This is a genomic window from Winogradskyella tangerina (assembly GCF_003260205.1).
GTDB lineage: Bacteria > Bacteroidota > Bacteroidia > Flavobacteriales > Flavobacteriaceae > Winogradskyella > Winogradskyella tangerina.
Window position 1 is genome coordinate 136,022 of record NZ_QERF01000011.1, and the last position, 19,480, is coordinate 155,501.

The 19,480-nt window shown below is 33.6% G+C and carries 16 protein-coding genes; 14 read left to right on the forward strand and 2 right to left on the reverse strand.

Features of this window, described 5'->3' with window-relative positions:
• Window positions 1-12: 12 nt before the first annotated feature.
• Both DDY94_RS15620 and DDY94_RS15625 read left to right on the forward strand, forming a co-directional pair.
• A complete protein-coding gene (locus DDY94_RS15620; protein ID WP_111685540.1) occupies window positions 13-534 on the forward strand; it encodes a methyltransferase domain-containing protein in 522 nt (173 codons plus the stop codon).
• 24 nt (window positions 535-558) lie between these two features.
• Window positions 559-1,404: a glycosyltransferase family 2 protein gene (locus DDY94_RS15625; protein WP_111685541.1), complete on the forward strand. Its 846-nt coding sequence runs from the start codon at window positions 559-561 to the stop codon at window positions 1,402-1,404.
• Between the two features lie 6 nt (window positions 1,405-1,410).
• Here DDY94_RS15625 and DDY94_RS15630 read toward each other — a convergent pair whose 3' ends face one another.
• Together DDY94_RS15630 and DDY94_RS15635 are read right to left on the reverse strand one after the other, a co-directional pair.
• Complete coding sequence (locus DDY94_RS15630; protein ID WP_111685542.1) at window positions 1,411-2,205, reverse strand: tetratricopeptide repeat protein; 795 nt, start codon at window positions 2,203-2,205, stop codon at window positions 1,411-1,413.
• Window positions 2,202-2,765, reverse strand: a complete 564-nt coding sequence (locus DDY94_RS15635) for an RNA polymerase sigma factor (RefSeq protein ID WP_111685543.1) — start codon at window positions 2,763-2,765, stop codon at window positions 2,202-2,204. Before DDY94_RS15635 ends, DDY94_RS15630 begins: the two co-directional genes overlap by 4 nt.
• 83 nt (window positions 2,766-2,848) lie before the next feature.
• Between DDY94_RS15635 and DDY94_RS15640 the strand changes: the two genes are divergently transcribed.
• The 12 genes from DDY94_RS15640 to DDY94_RS15695 all read left to right on the forward strand — a co-directional run bounded on the left by DDY94_RS15640 (window position 2,849) and on the right by DDY94_RS15695 (window position 19,464).
• The gene (locus DDY94_RS15640) at window positions 2,849-3,487 is read left to right on the forward strand and encodes a hypothetical protein (RefSeq protein WP_111685544.1); all 639 of its coding nucleotides are present in this window, start codon (window positions 2,849-2,851) and stop codon (window positions 3,485-3,487) included.
• Between the two features lie 52 nt (window positions 3,488-3,539).
• The gene (locus DDY94_RS15645; protein ID WP_111685545.1) at window positions 3,540-6,254 is read left to right on the forward strand and encodes a CHAT domain-containing protein; all 2,715 of its coding nucleotides are present in this window, start codon (window positions 3,540-3,542) and stop codon (window positions 6,252-6,254) included.
• A gap of 48 nt (window positions 6,255-6,302) precedes the next feature.
• Window positions 6,303-7,916 carry a vitamin K epoxide reductase family protein gene (locus DDY94_RS15650; RefSeq protein ID WP_111685546.1) on the forward strand — a complete coding sequence of 538 codons (1,614 nt, stop codon included), beginning with the start codon at window positions 6,303-6,305 and terminating at the stop codon, window positions 7,914-7,916.
• Between the two features lie 92 nt (window positions 7,917-8,008).
• The gene (locus tag DDY94_RS15655) at window positions 8,009-10,198 is read left to right on the forward strand and encodes a peptidase domain-containing ABC transporter (RefSeq protein WP_111685547.1); all 2,190 of its coding nucleotides are present in this window, start codon (window positions 8,009-8,011) and stop codon (window positions 10,196-10,198) included.
• A gap of 83 nt (window positions 10,199-10,281) precedes the next feature.
• Entirely contained in the window at window positions 10,282-10,509 is a 228-nt protein-coding gene (locus tag DDY94_RS15660; protein ID WP_111685548.1) for a hypothetical protein, read from the forward strand.
• A 98-nt stretch (window positions 10,510-10,607) separates the two neighbouring features.
• Complete coding sequence (locus DDY94_RS15665) at window positions 10,608-11,897, forward strand: HlyD family secretion protein (protein ID WP_111685549.1); 1,290 nt, start codon at window positions 10,608-10,610, stop codon at window positions 11,895-11,897.
• A gap of 82 nt (window positions 11,898-11,979) precedes the next feature.
• Window positions 11,980-12,186, forward strand: a complete 207-nt coding sequence (locus DDY94_RS15670) for a hypothetical protein (RefSeq protein ID WP_111685550.1) — start codon at window positions 11,980-11,982, stop codon at window positions 12,184-12,186.
• Between the two features lie 334 nt (window positions 12,187-12,520).
• Window positions 12,521-14,335 carry a histidine kinase gene (locus DDY94_RS15675; protein ID WP_111685551.1) on the forward strand — a complete coding sequence of 605 codons (1,815 nt, stop codon included), beginning with the start codon at window positions 12,521-12,523 and terminating at the stop codon, window positions 14,333-14,335.
• Between the two features lie 7 nt (window positions 14,336-14,342).
• The gene (locus DDY94_RS15680; RefSeq protein ID WP_111685552.1) at window positions 14,343-15,080 is read left to right on the forward strand and encodes a LytR/AlgR family response regulator transcription factor; all 738 of its coding nucleotides are present in this window, start codon (window positions 14,343-14,345) and stop codon (window positions 15,078-15,080) included.
• A 134-nt stretch (window positions 15,081-15,214) separates the two neighbouring features.
• Window positions 15,215-16,009, forward strand: a complete 795-nt coding sequence (locus tag DDY94_RS15685; protein ID WP_157957346.1) for a hypothetical protein — start codon at window positions 15,215-15,217, stop codon at window positions 16,007-16,009.
• A 266-nt stretch (window positions 16,010-16,275) separates the two neighbouring features.
• Window positions 16,276-16,713, forward strand: coding sequence for a hypothetical protein (locus DDY94_RS15690; protein WP_111685554.1), 438 nt, complete (start codon window positions 16,276-16,278; stop codon window positions 16,711-16,713).
• 54 nt (window positions 16,714-16,767) lie between these two features.
• Window positions 16,768-19,464 carry a TonB-dependent receptor gene (locus DDY94_RS15695; RefSeq protein ID WP_111685555.1) on the forward strand — a complete coding sequence of 899 codons (2,697 nt, stop codon included), beginning with the start codon at window positions 16,768-16,770 and terminating at the stop codon, window positions 19,462-19,464.
• The last annotated feature ends 16 nt before the right edge of the window (window positions 19,465-19,480 follow it).

Consider the following 19,480-nt stretch of genomic DNA (forward strand, 5'->3'; position numbering starts at 1 on the left):
TTGTGAACTCGTATGTACGAGAAAACCTTTCCAAATAAAAGATTCAGGCTTACCCTTGAATTTCTAAAAAAACATGTATCAACATCTGAGTCCATTTTAGATTTAGGAGTAACAAATCCTTTCTCTGAAATCATGACAGCTGAAGGCTACCAAGTTGAAAACACCAAAGGTGAAGACCTTGATGAAGACCGAACCACTATCGAAAATTCTAGTGCTGACGTTGTAACGGCCTTTGAAATTTTTGAGCATCTTTTATCCCCTTATGAAGTTTTAAAATCTATTAAGGCCAATAAGTTGGTAATCAGTGTACCCTTAAGATTATGGTTTGCCCCAGCCTATAGAAGCGCTACTGATAAATGGGATAGACATTATCACGAATTTGAAGACTGGCAACTCGATTGGTTATTAGAAAAAACTGGCTGGACGATCAAGGACTCTGCTAAATGGACCAATCCTGTGAAGAAATTAGGCATCAGACCTATTTTAAGACAATTTACCGATCGCTATTATATTGTTTATGCTGAAAGAGTTTAACTTTGATGAAATTTCATATCAATTTTGAACTTCTACATCATCATTCCTGCGCATAACGAAGCTGAATATATCGGTAAAACTATACGCTCTTTGACCGAGCAGACATTTTTGCCCAAAAAGCTTGTTGTTGTAAATGATAATTCAACCGACAATACGCAAACCATTGTCGAAGAATTTGCGGAAAGCCATCCTTGGATATCCCTTATTAATAACAATAGTTCTGATGCGCATTTACCGGGTTCTAAAATTGTAAAAGCTTTCAATAAAGGACTGGAGATCTTAGATCAAGATTTTGACATCATATGTAAATTTGACGCCGATCTTATTTTCCCGAATAACTATTTAGAAAAGATTGCTGATCATTTCAAGTCTAATTCAAAATTAGGCATGGCAGCAGGTTTCTGTTATATTGAAAAAAACGGCAACTGGATTTTAGAAAACTTAACTCGAAAGGATCATATTCGTGGTGCATTGAAAGCCTATAAAAAAGAATGCTTTGAACAAATTGGGCAAATTAAACCATCGATGGGATGGGATACGGTTGATGAATTATTAGCCAAATTTCACGGTTGGGAGATCTTAACCGACGAGACCTTGCATGTGAAGCATCTTAAACCTACCGGCCAATCTTATAACAAAGCCTCTAAGTATTTACAAGGTGAAGCCATGTATAAAATGCGTTATGGGTTTTGGATCACTTTATTATCGGCCTTAAAATTGGCCTATAAAAAGCGTAGTTTTCGCTTATTTAAAGATTACATAAATGGCTACTTTAAGTCAAAATCTAAGGGTGTTGATTTCTTGGTTTCGGAGGTCGAAGGTAAATTTATTAGGCAGCTACGTTGGAAGGGTATTTTTAATAAGAAATAAAACGACTCAGTCTAATTCTTTAAGCAAGTTTGATGCATTTTCAAAATTGAAAAGCTTTTCGTCTTTGATCTTATGTAATAGATTTCTAGCATCGTCTACCTTATCTTGTTTGAGATACAATAGTGCTTTATACCAATAGCCTTTTTCAGCATCGATTAAATCGCTATTAATTAACGTATTGAACGTTATTTCTGCTTCAGAATATCTTTTGAGTTGTATTTGAGATATACCTTGATAAATCAGAACATTGCCCTTTGCTTCTGCAGAATTTAATTCTGATTCAAAAATTATCAAAGCCTCTTCATATTTTTCATCTTGAAATAGTTTTTGCGCTTCAGATAATTTGTTTTCGGTGTCATTTCTCGAAACGAAAGAAGGCAAACCATCTAGGTTCACATAATCATTATAAAGCGCTTCGGAAGTAATATTCTGATTGAAAAAGAACTGAAAACCTAAAAAGATAACAATCGAAGCAGCGGCTAAATAATAGAATAATCTACGCGTGCTATTTGAAGGTTTACCATTATCGTTCTGGCTGGCGTTAGTCGCGATTAGTGTTTTTTTTAAGCTTTGTATATCGTCTGAAGCGAGAATCTTTTTGTAACTATCTACGTGTTCGTTATTTGAATCAATAAAGCTCCAATTCTGCTCATCAAGCGTCTCAAAGAGTTGTTTCTCGATCGTAAATTGCGTCTTAAAATCGGCGTCAACTTCTAATCGTTCTGTGAACAAACTTCTTTCGGCTTCAGATAATTGGTCTCTGAGAAATTTTTCAATTAATATGTCATCCTCAATATTCATAAACTCTTGAGTTCGTTATAGCGAACATCACTTTTCACTAGATCCTTTAATTTATTTTTACACTTAAATACTCGTTGCCTTGCAACTGTTTCAGAATTATAATTAAACTGTTCAACCATTATTGCATAAGATACCTTAGCAAAAAATAATTTCAGAATGGCTTTACAGTTTTCAGAAATTAATTCCAGGGCTTCAGTGAATAATTCCCATCGTTTTTGTTCTAAAACTGATACAGCAATATCGTCATCTTCACTATTCAGTTCAATAACAGCATCATTTGTTACCTTTAATTTCGACTTATTTAATTCGCGACGCCATAAATTTTTACAAACTGTAAACAAATACGCCTCAAAACTTGATTTAATTTCGAACTTTTCTTTCTTATATCTTACGGCGAGTTGTAATAATGCCTTTTGAAATATATCTTCAGCATCCTCTCTTCTACCCTTATTATTTGAAACAAAGCGTATTACATTTCGGAATGATTTTTGATAAATATCTTTAACAACTGACTCATTATTTGTAACCAACCCTTCTAAATAATACCTCGGTTCATTCATGTTAGTTAAAATTAAAAGAAAATTAATTTTAGTGGGTAACAAATATATATTTTTATGAACACAAGGGTAAAACAATATTTATTATGAAAACAAAACAATTAAAATTTCTAAGTCTATTGACGCTAATTTTAGCCTTTAGTTGTTCTGTAGATGAACTCCAAAATGATGCCAATCTCGATGCTGAGGTTGTATCAGAAAAAAAAGTCTCAGATGATGAGGCCAGTAAATCGGATTTCAACACGCAGCAAAGAAATAGCAACCAACAGCCCGCTAACAACACTCAAAATTCTGAAACGCCATTACCAGGTGGAGACACCGAAGTCTACTTTTTATATTTAGATATGGAAATTGTAGAAGATCGTTATAATGATGATCCTAACAATCCTCCTTATACGGGACCATTTAACATTCACTATCGAAACTTAATGGCAACCCACTTTTCTATTTATCTAATTACAGAAAGTACAACTTGTGAGAATATTGAACGTTGGATAGTAGATTTAGAAGAATACAATGCTTATAGAGTTTCTATAGGGCTATCACCAGTTGATAACGACCCTGGTGGTGACAACAACACAGATGGAACCAATACAAGTTCTGGCACGAACAATACAACGGTGGCAGACACTAATGGAAAAAAGAATAAAAACGTACCACCTCCTCCTCCACCAGATCCAGACGAACCACATCTTACTATAAGCTACGGCCAATGCTTCAACTAAATAAATTAAAAAGCGGATAATAATAATTATTCGCTTTTTTTTAATTTCGCTTATGCGAAAACCATGTCGACTCTTTACCTATCTATTTTTTTTATTAGTTCCTCTATTAGTTAGTTCACAATCCATTAAAGAAATTCTCACCAATGATGAAATGTCGGTTGAGCAAAAGGAAATACAAGCTTCGGAGATATTAAATTCTTATAAGTCTAACAAAAATTTCGATTCTTTATTTCATAATAACTATGAGGTCATTAAGTGGTATAGAAAAATAGACAGCCTAGACAAAGCCATAGCGCTAAATAAGGAGAATTTAGAGTTAATGATTTCTTCGGATTACAACGACCCAACGTTTATCCGTAAAAATATATTTAGCTTAGGCTTTTATCAGAATAAAAATGGCAATAATATTGATGCGCTAGAGACATTTTCAAGACTATTAAATTATGAAGAGCCCGATAGCTATGCGATTTCTGCAACCTTCAAAATGGCAGAGATCTACTTTGTTGAGCGCGATCATTATAAAGCGCTAGAATATTACAAGCTCTGCAAGTCCATCTCAGAAAGTCTTAATGATGATTTCAATATTATCCGAGCAACCATCGGAATTGGACAAACCAGCACCAGAATTAACACTACTAAATCATTAAAAAATGGTATTGATATAACCACCAAAACTATAGCGCGTATTGAATCTAACGAGTTAGCTTGTGCCCCTGACTGGCGATTTAAAATTTACAAACTTCTCGGTAATCTTCATTCAGATCGTACTGATTACAATTTTGAACTTGCCGAAAAACATCTCTTAAAAGCCTTAGAAATTGCCGAAACCATAGACAACCCTTACGAATTGGTCAACATCTATAATGATCTCGGTTTCACCTATCTGATGGAGAAAGACGAACGTGCCGAAAGTTATTTAATGAAGGCCTTAGATATTGGTCCGTATGGCATTATGTACACCATCGTTACCCGAAATTTAGCCAATCACCATTTGAATGCAGAAAACTTTGATCAGGCTTTACAGTATGCACAATTATCTTTGAGTGATGTTACAAATACTGAATTGCCTGAAATTACTGCATTACCAACTAAGGATGTTTTAAAAAATGTAAATGAAAAGTTACACGTTGTGTCTACCTTAGACACTAAAGTTGATATTTGGATTGAATTAGCGCATAGCAGCCAACAAAAAAAGGACTATTATTTTGAGCAAGCCTTAAAAACTATTGAACTCGCGGATGATTTGATAGACCTTGCTCGAATTGAAAATATTGATCTTAAGTCTAAACTATTCTGGCGAAAAACGGCAACCGATCTTTATATAAAAGCCACAGAAGTTTGTTACGATCTTAAAAAGCCTGAAGCTGCTTTCTATTATATTGAAAAAAATAAAGCGCTTGTTTTACTTGAAGATATAGCCATAAAAACCTTGAGAAATAATTCGGAAGCCTCCAAAGATCTTATTGAACAAGAGCAATTACTTCGGGATAAAATTTCGGCATTAGAAAAACAGAAAAACAACACAAATTCTGACGAGCTTCAGCGTGATTTATTATTAGCCAAAGCCGATTACGACGCTTTTATTAATTCGTTGAGCACAGATAATCAGATATATTTTAAAACCCATCAGCCGGCCAAGGTATTGGCGCTCGACGTTTTTCAAAGTCAATATTTAAATGATAAAACAGCATACTTAGAGTATATATTAGACGATAAAGATGGTTACGGATTATTAATTACTAAAACCAGTCGTACACTTTTTAAGATCGAAGCTGCAGATTCACTTAAATCTATGGCTATTACTTACCGTAGTTTAATCGACAAGCCATTTAAAACGAAGACCGATATTGAACGTTTCACGCGCATTTCGCATAAAATGTATAATGCTTTAATTCCTTCAGAAATTAGAGACATTATAAAAGATAAAACACTCACGATAATACCAGATTATTATTTACAAAATATACCTTTTGAACCTTTGTGTACGCAGCAAAAAGACCTTAGCTATTTAATCTATGATCATCAGGTTAATTATGCATACAGCCTTTCGTTCTTAGCTGAGAATAACAAAATCGAAAGAAAAAATAACAATCCAATTGTTGCCTTCGCGCCAATTGAGTTTGAGTCATTAGAACCCTTACCATATACGGAATATGAAATTTCTGTGATTGATTCAATTTTTAATGCTGAAACCTATTCAAACGAAAAAGCCACTAAGGCAAATTTCTTCAAACACACTAACGATTACCAGATCATACATATAGCTTCACATGCAAATGCCTCTGACAGTATAAGTCCGAAAATTTCGTTTTATGATGATGTCGCCACTTTGAATGAGCTTTATAATTTTAATAATTCAGCTGAGTTAGTGGTTTTAAGTGCCTGTAACACCTCTTTAGGGGAATTATATAAAGGTGAAGGTGTAATGAGTTTATCGCGAGGATTTTTTAATGCTGGTTCTAAAAGCGTGATGCCCACCTTGTGGGAAGTTAACGATCGAACTACCTTAAATTTAGTGGAGTCCTTTTATTCAAACTTAAAAAATGGCCAAGACAAATCGTTGGCGCTTCATAATGCAAAATTGAATTATCTCGAATCAAATTCATTAAGCGATGCGTCTCCATATTACTGGGCTTCATTTGTGCTCATTGGAGATTCTGGTGAAATAAATTTAGTTGAGAAAACACCCCTTTATATATGGGGCATTCTTATCATTTTTTGTGTTCTAATTTTCATCCTTCTGAAAAAAAATAAAAAATTAGGGTAACAAATCTTTGTCTTTTGAACAGTAAAGTAAATAATAAAACGATTTACTGTGAAAGACCCTTTTTGTTATCTGGTTGAATTACTCTTAAAAAAGAACGATCTCTTAATAGATTTTGAAGAATTGACTTTTCAGATTAAAAGTCATCCTTCATTTCCAAGCCTTCATGCTATCACAGGTGTACTCGATCATTTTAATATCGAAAACCTAGCACTAGATATTCCGATTAACGCTTCAACCTTAAAGCAACTTCCTGAGACGTTTCTGGCTCAAGTTGAAATTGATGGTAAAAAGAAATTTGCAACTGTAACGAAATCAAAACAGCAATACAAGCTTCATTTTGGCATTAAGGACAAAACAACTGTCGATGAAAATTACTTTTTAGAATGTTTTACGGGTGTTGTCTTAATTGTAGATAAGACTGAAGATTTTTCAATTATCAATAAAACCAATACTGTTAAGAACATTGTTAAAGGTTTGTCTGTTGTTGCGCTGTTGACTGTAACTGCGATTCTGATTTTTGGAAACTTAGCCGTATCTGATTATTTATTTGTAACAACTTCAATACTCGGTATCTATCTGTCGTCTATTATTATTAGGCAAGAACAGGGCGAATCTACCAAAATCGGTAATGCTTTCTGTTCGGGAGATGACGAGAGGAAAGATTGTAACGCGGTTCTTAACTCAAACGCAGCTACACTTGTGGAAGGTTTAAAATTAAGTGACTTAAGCCTCATATTTTTTGCAGGATTAACGCTGGCGTCTTTAATTTTAGTAAGCTCAAATTCTGAAATCTACTCTGTAAAATTATTGAGTGTTCTTGGATTTCCTGTGACTATATTTTCAATTTACTATCAATTCATAAAAATTAAGAAATGGTGCTTTCTATGCTTAGGAATCGTTGGAATTCTTTGGACTCAAGCTGCACTATTTGCTTATAGTTCTAATGCAGAATTCAACGTAAACCACATCTTAATAGCCCTATTCTCATTTTCCATTACGGCATTAACTTGGTTAGTATTTTCAAAAATCTATAGGGAGAAGGAAGAACTCAATCAAATAAAGATCAAATACTTTAAGTTTAAGAGAAATTTTGGGCTCTTCAATGATCAATTATTAAAATCCCCAACACTACCAACGCAGATCCCAGGCATAAATGAAATTGTCTATGGAAACCCAACGAGTCAATTTCACTTAATACTAATAACCAATCCTTTATGTGGGTATTGCAAAACAACTCACCAAATTTTAAATCAGGCGCTAAAGCAATTTAATAACGAATTGAAGATCACTATAAGATTTAATATTCAATCTGTAGACTATAATAATTCAGCAGTAAAAATTGCATTGCGACTTCTAGAAATATATCATACCTACTCACCCGAAGCCTGCAGAGAAGCATTAGACGACATCTACGGAAACCACACTATAAAAGACTGGTTTAATAAATGGAATGAGGCCGATAGTCCTGAAAATTACAAACATATTTTGCAAAACGAAGCGCAATGGTGTCAGCAAAACAACATCAACTTCACACCAGAAATATTGGTCAATGGCCATTCCTATCCTAAAATGTATGAACGAAAAGATCTCATGCATTTTATGGAAGAACTACTAGAGGATCATAAAAATCAACACTGGCAAATACCTCTGGCAAAAGTTTAAATAACACTTAAGAACATAAACCATTTCAGTTATAAATGAATTCTACTAGCATTCACTTATAGACACTTTATGTCAAACATGAACCAATACACTTGAAAACAAAGTTTCCTACATATCGACAAACAGAAGCTAAAGATTGTGGCCCTACCTGTATAAAAATAATTGCTAAGCATTATGGCAAGACAATTAATACTCAGGAATTGAGAGAACTCAGTGAGACCACACGATTAGGTAGCAATTTAATGTGCTTAAGCGATGCTGCAGAGTCTATTGGATTTAGATCATTAGGCATAAAACTTTCATATAAAAAACTTAAGGAAGCGCCTTTACCGTGCATTCTCCACTGGAACAATGAGCATTATGTTGTAGCCTACAAAATTAAGAACGACACCGTTTATATTTCAGATCCTGCACATGGACTTTTAACCTACAAGAAAGATGAATTCATTAGGTCATGGATAGGTTCTAATGCAGATGAAAATACACAAGATGGAATTGCACTTTTGTTAGAACCAACACCTAAATTCTATCAAAACGAATTTGAAAATAATGAAACGTTTGGATTTAGTTTTATCCTGAAATATCTGATTAAATACAAACGATTTATTCTTCAATTGATCATCGGATTAATTGCTGGAAGTCTATTACAACTCATCTTACCTTTTCTAACTCAAAGTATAGTAGATATTGGTATTCAGAATCAGGACTTAAACTTTGTTTACCTCATCCTATTTGCCCAACTCGCCTTATTTATTGGGAAAGCCTCGTTAGAAATTATTCGAAGTTGGATTCTTTTACACCTTAGCACACGCATCAATATTTCACTCATATCAGACTTTTTTATAAAACTGATGAACTTACCTATATCCTACTTCGATGTGCGTATGACGGGTGATCTGATGCAGCGAATTAATGATCATAAACGTATTGAACAAATTTTAACCACATCGTCCTTAACCATAATTTTTTCATTGTTCAACTTCATAATTTTCAGCTGCGTCCTAGTGTACTATAGCGCACAAATTTTCGGTGTGTTTTTGTTAGGCAGCGTAATTTATGTCGTGTGGGTAATATTCTTTTTCAAAAAACGAAAAGAACTTGATTACAAGCGCTTCTCGCAGGTTAGTGATGAGCAAAGTAAGGTTATAGAACTCATCAACGGCATGCAAGAAATTAAACTTCACAACGCCGAGCGTCGTATGCGATGGAACTGGGAATATGTTCAAGCTAAACTCTTTAAAATAGCGGTCAAGAATTTAGCCTTAGAGCAAACACAAAGTGTAGGATCGAGCCTAATTAATGAGCTCAAAAACATATTTATTACCATCCTTTCTGCAACTCTAGTTATTGAAGGAAACATCACCCTCGGTATGATGATGGCCATTAGCTATATGGTTGGTCAACTCAACGGCCCGATCATTCAACTTATTGGGTTTTTACGTCAATTTCAGGATGCAAAAATTTCATTAGAACGTTTAGGAGAAATCCATAACATGAAAGATGAAGAAGACCAAAGCGCATCTAAAGTTTACAATATACCTGAGGAGTCGGATATAGTGGTTAACAACATTTCTTTCAGATATTCTGGAGCTCTCGAGCCCGTAATCAAAGATCTTTCACTTCGAATCCCGGCAAATAAAATCACGGCAATTGTTGGCACAAGTGGTAGCGGTAAAACAACACTTATGAAATTGCTATTACGGTTCTATGACATTGATAAAGGTGAGATTTTAATAAAGAATTTCAACATCAACAATATCTCTCAAAAAATCTGGCGCGACAACTGCGGTGTAGTTATGCAAGAAGGATTCATCTTTAATGATACTATTGCTCAGAATATAGCCGTAGGTGAAGACATAATAGACATTGACCGCCTTAATTACGCCATTAAAATGGCTAACATTTCAGATTTTATAAACCAATTACCGCGGCATTATAACACCAAAATTGGAAGTGAGGGACATGGTCTAAGTACCGGACAAAAACAGCGCCTACTTATCGCTAGAGCAATTTACAAAAACCCAAAGTTCTTATTCTTTGACGAAGCAACATCAGCTCTAGATGCTAATAACGAAAAAATAATAATGGAAAACCTTGATAATGTTTTTAGGGAAAAAACCGTGCTGGTTATTGCCCACCGATTAAGCACCGTAAAAAACGCCCACCAGATTGTGGTTCTAGAAGATGGAAAGATCGTAGAGATCGGCAATCATGATCAACTCATAAAAAATAAAGCCAACTATTTCAACCTGGTAAAGAACCAGCTAGAATTAGGGAAATAAAAATATTCAATCGCGAAGAATAGACACAACCCTTGGGTGTCTTTAAACGACCAAGGCTAATTTAATTTTTAAAACAAGTAATTATGAAAAATTTAAAAAATTTAGGAAAAACTTTAAGCAAAGTAGAACAAAAAAATGTACTAGGCGGTGATACTCTTAAGCGTTACCCAGGTGAAGGATTTGAGTGTATTGAAGGAATGTGCGACAATATGCCAAACCCAAATTATAACCCATTAGAAACCGCACATAATCCAGGAAATCCTGTATTTGTTAAAGGTGTTTGTAGAGACGGTGAATGTTTTTACGAATAAAAAGACTCTAAGAGGGAGCTGAGCTCCCTCTTATTTTATTCTTAAACCTAGAAAAGGCCATTTAAACCTCAATTATAAATAGACTAAACCCAGTGTCAATGGAAGCAAATGATGAAAGAATAGTACTCCGTAGCGAACATGTGCAAGAGTTATTGAATGCTGTACCTAACCGCATAATTAGATATGGAAATCTGCTAATTTTTTCATTTATCCTATTATTGATTGGGCTGTCTTGGTTTATAAAATATCCGGATATCATTGCATCTCAAGCCATAGTCACGACGAGTTTTCCACCCCAAAAGAATATCGCTAGGATAACCGGGAAAATTGATACTCTATTTATAAAAGAAAATCAAAGTGTTCAAGAAAATGAGGTTATTGCTCTACTTGAGAACACCGCTAATTTTCATCATATTAAACTGCTTGGGTCCATTATCGACACCATCAAACCGAATAACAAAACCTTTAGTTTTCCTATTAATGAATTGCCTATTCTGTTCTTAGGAGAAATAGATTCAGAATATGCCCTTTTTGAAAACAGCTACATTGAATATCAAATCAATAAAACGCATCAGCCCATAAGTAATGAACAGTTAGGAAATAATTTTTCAATTCAACAGTTGTATTCTAGATTAAATACACTTCGATCTCAAAAAAATATTAATAAAGCCGAATTAGAGTATCAAAGAAATGATTTAGAGCGACAAAGGCAACTTTACGACAAAGGCGTAATTGCCAAGCAGATTTTAGAAACCTCTGAATTGGCTTTTTTGCAGGCTCAGCGCAACTATGCTAATATGGATGCTTCAATATCTCAATTAGTTGAGTCTATAAATGCCGCCAAAACTAATAAGCGTAGTACGCAGATTAAGAAGAGTAAGGAAGAAATACGCTTATTGAAAAACGTACTCCAATCCTTTAACCAACTAAAACGAGCCCTTCAAGAATGGAATACTAAATACACCTTACGGTCTGATATAGATGGAAAAGTAGCATTTTCAAAAACATGGGCGGCACACCAAAACGTGAGTCAAGGCGAGCTTATGTTCACTATTATTCCTGAAAAAAACTCAAGGTTCATCGGAAAGTTGAAAACACCTTCTCAAAATTTTGGTAAAATCAAACATCATCAGAAGGTTATTATCAAGCTAGAAAATTACCCCGAAAATGAATTCGGAACAATAGAAGGCGAGGTTGAGTCCATACCGATATTACCTGATGAAAATGGATTTTACAATATATCAGTTAGCCTACCTAGTAATCTTATAACATCATATAATAAAAAGATTGAATTTAAGCATGAAATGCGTGCCTCGGCTGAAATAATAACCGAAGATCTAAGGCTCATAGACCGATTATTTTATCAATTAAGAAACTTATTTAAATAGAAAAAAATCATTGCGCAAGATGGACACAGGTCTTGGGTGTCCTAAAAAGACCAAGAAAATTTAACATTTAATAGTATTAATTATGAACAATTTTAAAAACTTAGGGAAAGCCCTAAACCGTATTGAACAAAAGAGCATTTTTGGAGGATCAGAACCAATAAAACATGCAAGAGAGGAAGAAGAATGTACTTACGACTATGATTACCATATTCCTTGCCCAGTATATACTTCGAATAGCGACGGTGGATGTTGGGCTACAGTTGTGACTTGTGGATCAACACTTAGTTAACCATCAACTATTGAACTACCTTTTATCGAGGTAGTTCTTTTTTTTACTCATATCATATTCTTTAAAGTAGGATTTCTAATAATGAGGTGTATATCCTAGTTATAAGAATGAACTACAACCACCTAAATATCACCTACTTACTTTCGGCTACCACATTGAACCTCACAAAACACTAACCTTTCTGGCCTTATTTTTCGATACCTTAAGTATTTGAATATAAATGATCTAATGCTTTTAGCGACCGTTGAAATAAATACTATTTCAACCTGCTAAAAGTAACCGTATATTTGTTTATATTGTTTCTAGCTAACCATTAATTTTTTGGTCGATTTTTATGCGGCATTTTCTAACCATTCTTACTTTCATTTGTTTATTATTTTGTTGCAGTTGTAACGTTGATAATGAAATTTCAAGAATTATTTATTTACAGGAAAAAGCGAAGAATAATGTTAATGATTCTACACTTACCTACATTAAAGAAGCACAGGATATCATTGATAAAGGCGTTAATATCCCAGACACTTTGATAACTGAAAACATCTTCAGAAAAGGACGCTATTTTAAAAAAATTAATGAATTAGATTCAGCATCTTATTATTACCATCTTGTAACTGACCGTATTGAAGCACCCAATAACAGAGCTAGGAATTTAGTATACTTTAGAAACACCTGGGAAACTGATGAAGCATTAAGAAATTATAAAAATGCCATAGCAACAATATTAAAATTCATAGAAATCACTGACCCAGAAAAACGACAAGGTGATGTTCAATTTGCATATAATACTTTGCAGAGATTATACTATGATCTGGGAAACTCTAAGAAAGAATTAGAGTATAGTAACCTAGCTAGTAACGCTGCGCTTTTAGCAGATGATTTAAGTATGTACGTCGTTACTAAAAGTCATAGCGCATACATTCTAGCGCGAGATTATTATAAACCAAAAGAGGCACTTATATTACTTGATAGCCTAGATACAATTGATGCAAGTGATGCTGCAAAATATCAGCTATATAGAAATACCGGTATAGCACATTATTACGACGCCAATCTTAATGAAGCCATTAATTTTTACAAACGCTCGTTGTCCTTGGCAAAAGAAGTTGAAGTTAATCGTGATAACAATTTACTTGAAGCATACAGTAATATAGCTGAAGCTTATATTGATGTAAAAGAATATGACAAAGCAAAAAAGCATTTAGATTCAGCTAAAGTTTATATCACGCCTAATTCGCCGACATCTACATTAAATTTCTTTTATAGTCTTCTACTCAATCTTAATGAAAAGACTAATTCTGACAAGGAAAATTTAGCTAATCAATTCAAGTCATTGATAAAAATCAGCAACCAGCAATACGAGAAAAGAATAAATCAAGAACTTTTTGATCTAAAGCTTGCCAATGCTAGCGAACAAAAAGCACTCAATGAAAGGAATACTGCTCGGATTAATAATCTTAAACTTTGGGCTGCTTTGGGCGTTTTAGCCCTTCTTGTCCTTTCAGGATATCTGTATTACAGGCAAAGGCAATTCAAGTTTGAACGCGAAAGTCTTCAAATGCAACAGCGACTTCTGCGCTCTCAGATGAATCCGCACTTTATCTTTAATACTTTATCTGTTATTCAGAATCAAGTAAAAGAAAATAAGGATGATGCTGTTAATTATCTCATTAAATTTTCTAGACTATTGCGGTTAATTTTAGAAAACAGTCTTAGTGATTATGTAGAATTAGAAGATGAAATCGAATCGTTACGAAAGTACTTAGACCTTCAATTATTTCGGTTCCCTAACAAGTTTGAATACCATATAGAATTAGCAAATATTGAAGACGAAAGTGAATTTTTAATTCCGCCTATGCTTATTCAACCTTTCGTCGAAAACAGTATTGAACACGGGTTTTTAGATTTAAATTACAAAGGTCAATTACGCATTAATTTGAGCTTAGATGATAAATGGATATCTTGTAAAATTGAAGATAATGGCGTTGGTATAAACAATTCAAATTCGAAACTTAAAAATTCGGTTTCTGTAAAATTAATTTCGAGATTCCTTAAAAAAACAACAAAACAAGACTTAAGAGTAACCAATAAAAAAGATATTGATCCCAACACGTCGGGCGTGTTAGTAGAGTTTTTAATCCCCTTTAAATAATGAGAAGATGGTAAGAGCAATATTAATAGATGATGAGGCTTACATAAGACAAGAAATTAAAGAAAAATTAAGTGAGCATTTTAGCACTGAGATAGATATTGTTGGAGAGGCAGATAGTGTTTCCAAAGCAATTTCGCTTATAGAGGAAAAGAAACCAAACCTCGTATTCTTAGATATTAACCTTCAAGACGGAACCGGATTTGATATACTTAATAGTATCAGCGACAAATCCTTCGATGTGATTTTTGTAACAGGTTTTGATAATCACGCTATTAAAGCCATTAAAGTTGGCGCCTTAGACTACATATTAAAACCTATTGACGACGAGGAATTTATTAAAGCTGTTACCAAAGCCATTGAAAACTCGAAAGAAAATGTTAACCTAGAAAAATTGGTTGAAATTTCAAGTGAGTACTTTCAAGGTGTAACCAAAAAGCGTATTGTTTTAAAAACACTTGAAAATGTTTATGTCGTATATGAAGATGATATTAGCCATTGCAAATCTGATGGAAATTACACTACTTTTTATACCCAGCAGTCTGAAAAAATCTTGATATCAAAACCACTAAAAAAAATATTGGAGTTACTTTCTGAAGATATATTTATTCGCTGCCATCAATCTTATTTAGTAAACAAAAAACATGTAACTCGTTATAATAAACAAGGGTTTCTACTAATGAACTCTAGAGTTAAAGTTCCTGTTTCGAGCAGAAGAAAAGACTACGTTATCGATAAAATCTTTTGATATAAATATCTTTTTTGTTGCGAATTTGAAATTACAAATATCAAATATGAATCAAAATTGATAATAATAGATTTTAGACATTGGTTGTATTTACCTTGCTCAAAAATTCTAATAATTTAAAATCTAAATTTGTTATGACTAAAATTAAATTTCTTTTAATCTTACTGGTTGCAACAGTAATTTACTGTTGTAGCACAAATGACATCAATGAAGAATCTACGGAAGTAGAATTTATTGAAGGTCTTGAATCTAAAATCTCAAACACAAAGGATTCTGATCAGCAAACCGATAGTTTTAGAACTATTGATGAAATTGAAGATTTAGAACTTAAAATGCAATGGGTGTCTTACTTAACGGCACAAGTACTATTTAGAGATACCAATGCGAGACGTCAATTTGAAGAAGAATTCGATTTCACAGATGGAATTGATGTGGTAGCACTTGAGGATCTCATTGGTGATCATGCACCATACGATCACTTTAGGAATACTTTTAAAACAGAATTCCTTTTTCATTATCACTATACAAGTGGTGATGGATCATCACCTTGTGATGTTGGTAAACCAAGTGGTCGTCCGGCTCCAATTATTGATGGTGGAGACCTCATCTTAGATGACGACGTCTTATTTAATAATTACGTAGATTATTTATTAAATGACGATTGCTTAGAGTATTATTTACCTAACGGACTAAATACAATGACACTCGGTGGATGGGGTCTTCCAGGCACTTATACAAGCACGGCACATCCTCTGACTGATAGCAACAATAATTATGCATTCACGCATCGATCATTATGCAATGTAAGTCATAGTCGCGTTAGGCCTTCAACGTTAGGAAATATCATTGTGGTTAGACCGTTTAGAACAAACACAAGCTGTCCATATACTGATTACCCTCAATTAAATTTTACAGACTTTTTGAACTAACAATAAACTCTTAATACTAAAAAAAACCTCTCGAATAATCGAGAGGTTTTTTTATGCCCAAATCTATCTGATTCCAATTAAATACGAATTTGAAATAAGGTACCGCACTTTTGAATTCACTATGGTGTAGCCCTGCTTTTTTATAGACATTTATGATGTATTAGTAAAACACTAATGCAGTAAAAAAACATTTTCGCGAAATCAACAGACAGAAGCTGTAACTGTCTTAAAACGTTTACAGAACTTAAATTTTAAAATCTATTATTATGAAAAATTTATTTGTTGTTTTATTTATGTGTTTCTCAGTATCTGCTTTTTGTCAACTTCAACAAGACAAAGGAGGAAGTGGTCTCGGAACTGGTGGTGGCACTGGTGGCGGTGGAATTAATCCACTTACTGAATTCCAAATGGGAAGAAGCAACGGTTGTACTGATGGTAGTCGTTCGCTATCACAGGCTCAAAATGCATGGGATGATATTATGAACAACCCTGCAATTAGTCTCATTTATAAAGAAGGTTATGAAGGTGGTTGGATGACCTGCCGTTTCCAAAGAGCTGCAGGAACTATTATCACTGAATCTGGTATGACAAATGAGGCGCAGTGCTTCAACTTCGGACAATCTTGTGACGCTGTTACTTGGTATAGTATTGCAAATTGTTTTGCTGATGGTGAATGCGGTCAGCAAAGTAGTGGAAGTAATTAGAATTTTTTGAAAAGAGTCAGGCATGTTTTCTTGACCTGACTCTTTTTTCTAACTATGTGGTCTTACTTAAAAATACTATCACTCCTAATTTTTGTAGTTTCAATTTCAATCACTACAAAAATATCTGCTCAAACTAACACCTTTGAAATATCAGGAAGAGTTCTTTCCAAAGACAATCAACAGCCCATTGAATCTGCCACCATCTACATTAAGAAAGCATCAGACAGCAGCTTAATCACTTACTCAATTTCAGACCAAAAAGGCAACTTCAAAATTTATGGTGACGCTATTAAAGACGAACTTATTCTATACATCTCATGCATTGGATTTAAAACCTTTGAGTATCCTATTAAAATTTCAAACCAAAAAACTGACCTAAAAACTATCGAATTAGATATTAGTTCTCAAATGTTAGATGAAGTATCAATAAGCTCGACCGCACCAGTAATAATTAAGAATGATACGATCGAATACAATGTTGCTTCATTTAATCCTAAACGCAATGATGTTGTTGAAGACCTTTTGAAAAAATTACCCGGAGTGAATGTCAATCCTAAAGGCCAAGTTATCATTAATGGTAAATTGGTAGATAAAATTCTAATTGACGGCAAACCCTTTTTCGCTTCCGACCCAACGATCACCACAAAGAATATCAATATAGATATGATCGATAAGATCCAAGTTTTGAATACCAAAACCAAGGTTGAAGAGTTTGTTGGAGATGAGGGTAGTTCTGATACCAAAACAATTAATCTCAGCTTTAAAGCTGAAAAAAAACAATCACTCTTTGGTCGTATTAAATCAGGGGCAGGAACACAAAATAATTATGAACTTGCCAGTATGATCAACATGTTTAATAAAGGTAGAAAACTTAGTCTTGTAAACAGCAGTAATAATATAAATTCGCCCAACTTTAGCTTTAACGACAACAGCGAACAGGAAGCGCTAAACCCAAATTCTACGATAAAAGGGCTACTAAAATCACAAAATTATGGCCTTAATTATTCTGAGCAATTTCAAACTAACCTCGATGTTTATAGTTCATATTTTTATAATAAAAGTCATTTAGACAACACCAACTCTATTGATCAATTAAACTTTATTCCAGATAATAGTTTCACAAGTAAATCGCAGTCTAGACTTACCAACAGATTAGACAATCATATTAGCAATACCAATATCGATTATAAAATAAACCAAACGATTCTTGCCAATGTTACAATTGATTTTTCTCATAGTAAAACCGATTTCAACAAGTCTAGCTTTGAAAATTCTATTGATAGTAATGGTATTTTAATTAATGAATTAGAATCTTCAGAATTAAGTAATAGTAGTCTTAAAAATTTCAATGCACGGATTGAATTAACAAAGCGAATTGGTCGTAAAGGTGCTTTTGCCAATATTAGTATTTCAAAAGCTATCAAACGCACCGATTCAAAGCAATTTGAAAATTCTTTACTTCAGTTCATCGATAATGAAGAAGAATCCATCTCTAGGGATCAATTTATTTCTGAAGATTTGAATGAAGGCCCACTACGTATTTCTAATCAAATTAGAATTCCTATAAGAGATAAGCGTTTTTTATTCGATTTATCCCTAGTGTATATCAATGATAAGACTACCAACAAAAGATTAACATTCGAAAAGGATGAGTTGACGAGTGAATTTTCAATCTTAAACGAAACGCTAAGTACCAATTTCCGGTACGATAATCACTTGTTCAGTTCAGGTTTTAATATTAGACTAAAATATAACAAGTGGCGACTTAATTTTGGCGGCAGCTATCTTTTAAGGAATTTGGATAATACAGACTCGTTTAGACCCAATTTAAGCATATCTCAACAATTGAATAGCTATGAATTCAAAACTGATTTCAACTATAGACTTAATTCGCAGCAATCGATCAACCTCAACTACGGATTAAGAAATATTCCACCAAATTTAAATCAATTAAGGCCCTTTCAAGATGTATCTGATCAACTAAATATAATTACAGGAATTCCGTCTTTAAACCCTACAAACAATCATAGACTTTATATCGGTTATAGTTCTTTTAATTTTCAGAAACGACGTTCATTTTTCATGCATTTAACTGCAAATTTCATTCAGGATAAGATCATACCTCAAGTACAAATTAGCGATGACCTGGTCCAAGAAACAAGTTTTACAAACGTCAATGGAAATTACAATATCTCACTTAGCCTTAGCCATCTGAAAACCTTCAATATTTCTTCAAGAAGTAGTTTAAAAATTAACTTCAGTAATTATTTTCAAATCCGCCGTGTTATAAATTATTTTAACACTGAGAAATATTCAAGTCAGATAAGATCATTAACTCCTGGGCTGAATGTAGAGCTAAAATCTGAAGACCTTTTAGACCTAAGTGTCAACTATAATTTCACCGCATCCAATACAAATTATAGTATTAATAATTTTGAAAATATTGCCTTTAATATTCATGCCCTGAATATAGGATTTAACACATACTTGCCTAAACCTTTCGAATGGAAAAATAGCCTTGAGTATGTTTTCAACCCAAGTATTGAAGGTTTTCAGAATAACTTCTGGCGCTGGAATTCAACCATACTTTATCCAGTTATGAAAGACCGTGGCACAATTTTTCTTCACCTCTTTGATATTTTCGATCAGAATATTGATGTGAATAGAATTATTTCTCAAAATTTCAGACGCGATATTCAAAACAGAACGTTAAGACGTTATGCCATGCTTGGATTTAGTTGGAAGTTTTAGCAAAACGCACCAACTG

Excerpts from the sequence above, each read along its gene's own strand:
- DDY94_RS15620 (WP_111685540.1), top strand. The coding sequence starts at position 13 with ATGTACGAGAAAACCTTTCCAAATAAAAGATTCAGGCTTACCCTTGAA.
- DDY94_RS15630 (WP_111685542.1), bottom strand. The coding sequence starts at position 2,205 with ATGAATATTGAGGATGACATATTAATTGAAAAATTTCTCAGAGACCAA.
- DDY94_RS15635 (WP_111685543.1), bottom strand. The coding sequence starts at position 2,765 with ATGAATGAACCGAGGTATTATTTAGAAGGGTTGGTTACAAATAATGAG.
- DDY94_RS15640 (WP_111685544.1), top strand. The coding sequence starts at position 2,849 with ATGAAAACAAAACAATTAAAATTTCTAAGTCTATTGACGCTAATTTTA.
- DDY94_RS15645 (WP_111685545.1), top strand. The coding sequence starts at position 3,540 with ATGCGAAAACCATGTCGACTCTTTACCTATCTATTTTTTTTATTAGTT.
- DDY94_RS15660 (WP_111685548.1), top strand. The coding sequence starts at position 10,282 with ATGAAAAATTTAAAAAATTTAGGAAAAACTTTAAGCAAAGTAGAACAA.
- DDY94_RS15665 (WP_111685549.1), top strand. The coding sequence starts at position 10,608 with ATGGAAGCAAATGATGAAAGAATAGTACTCCGTAGCGAACATGTGCAA.
- DDY94_RS15670 (WP_111685550.1), top strand. The coding sequence starts at position 11,980 with ATGAACAATTTTAAAAACTTAGGGAAAGCCCTAAACCGTATTGAACAA.
- DDY94_RS15675 (WP_111685551.1), top strand. The coding sequence starts at position 12,521 with ATGCGGCATTTTCTAACCATTCTTACTTTCATTTGTTTATTATTTTGT.
- DDY94_RS15680 (WP_111685552.1), top strand. The coding sequence starts at position 14,343 with ATGGTAAGAGCAATATTAATAGATGATGAGGCTTACATAAGACAAGAA.
- DDY94_RS15685 (WP_157957346.1), top strand. The coding sequence starts at position 15,215 with ATGACTAAAATTAAATTTCTTTTAATCTTACTGGTTGCAACAGTAATT.
- DDY94_RS15690 (WP_111685554.1), top strand. The coding sequence starts at position 16,276 with ATGAAAAATTTATTTGTTGTTTTATTTATGTGTTTCTCAGTATCTGCT.
- DDY94_RS15695 (WP_111685555.1), top strand. The coding sequence starts at position 16,768 with ATGTGGTCTTACTTAAAAATACTATCACTCCTAATTTTTGTAGTTTCA.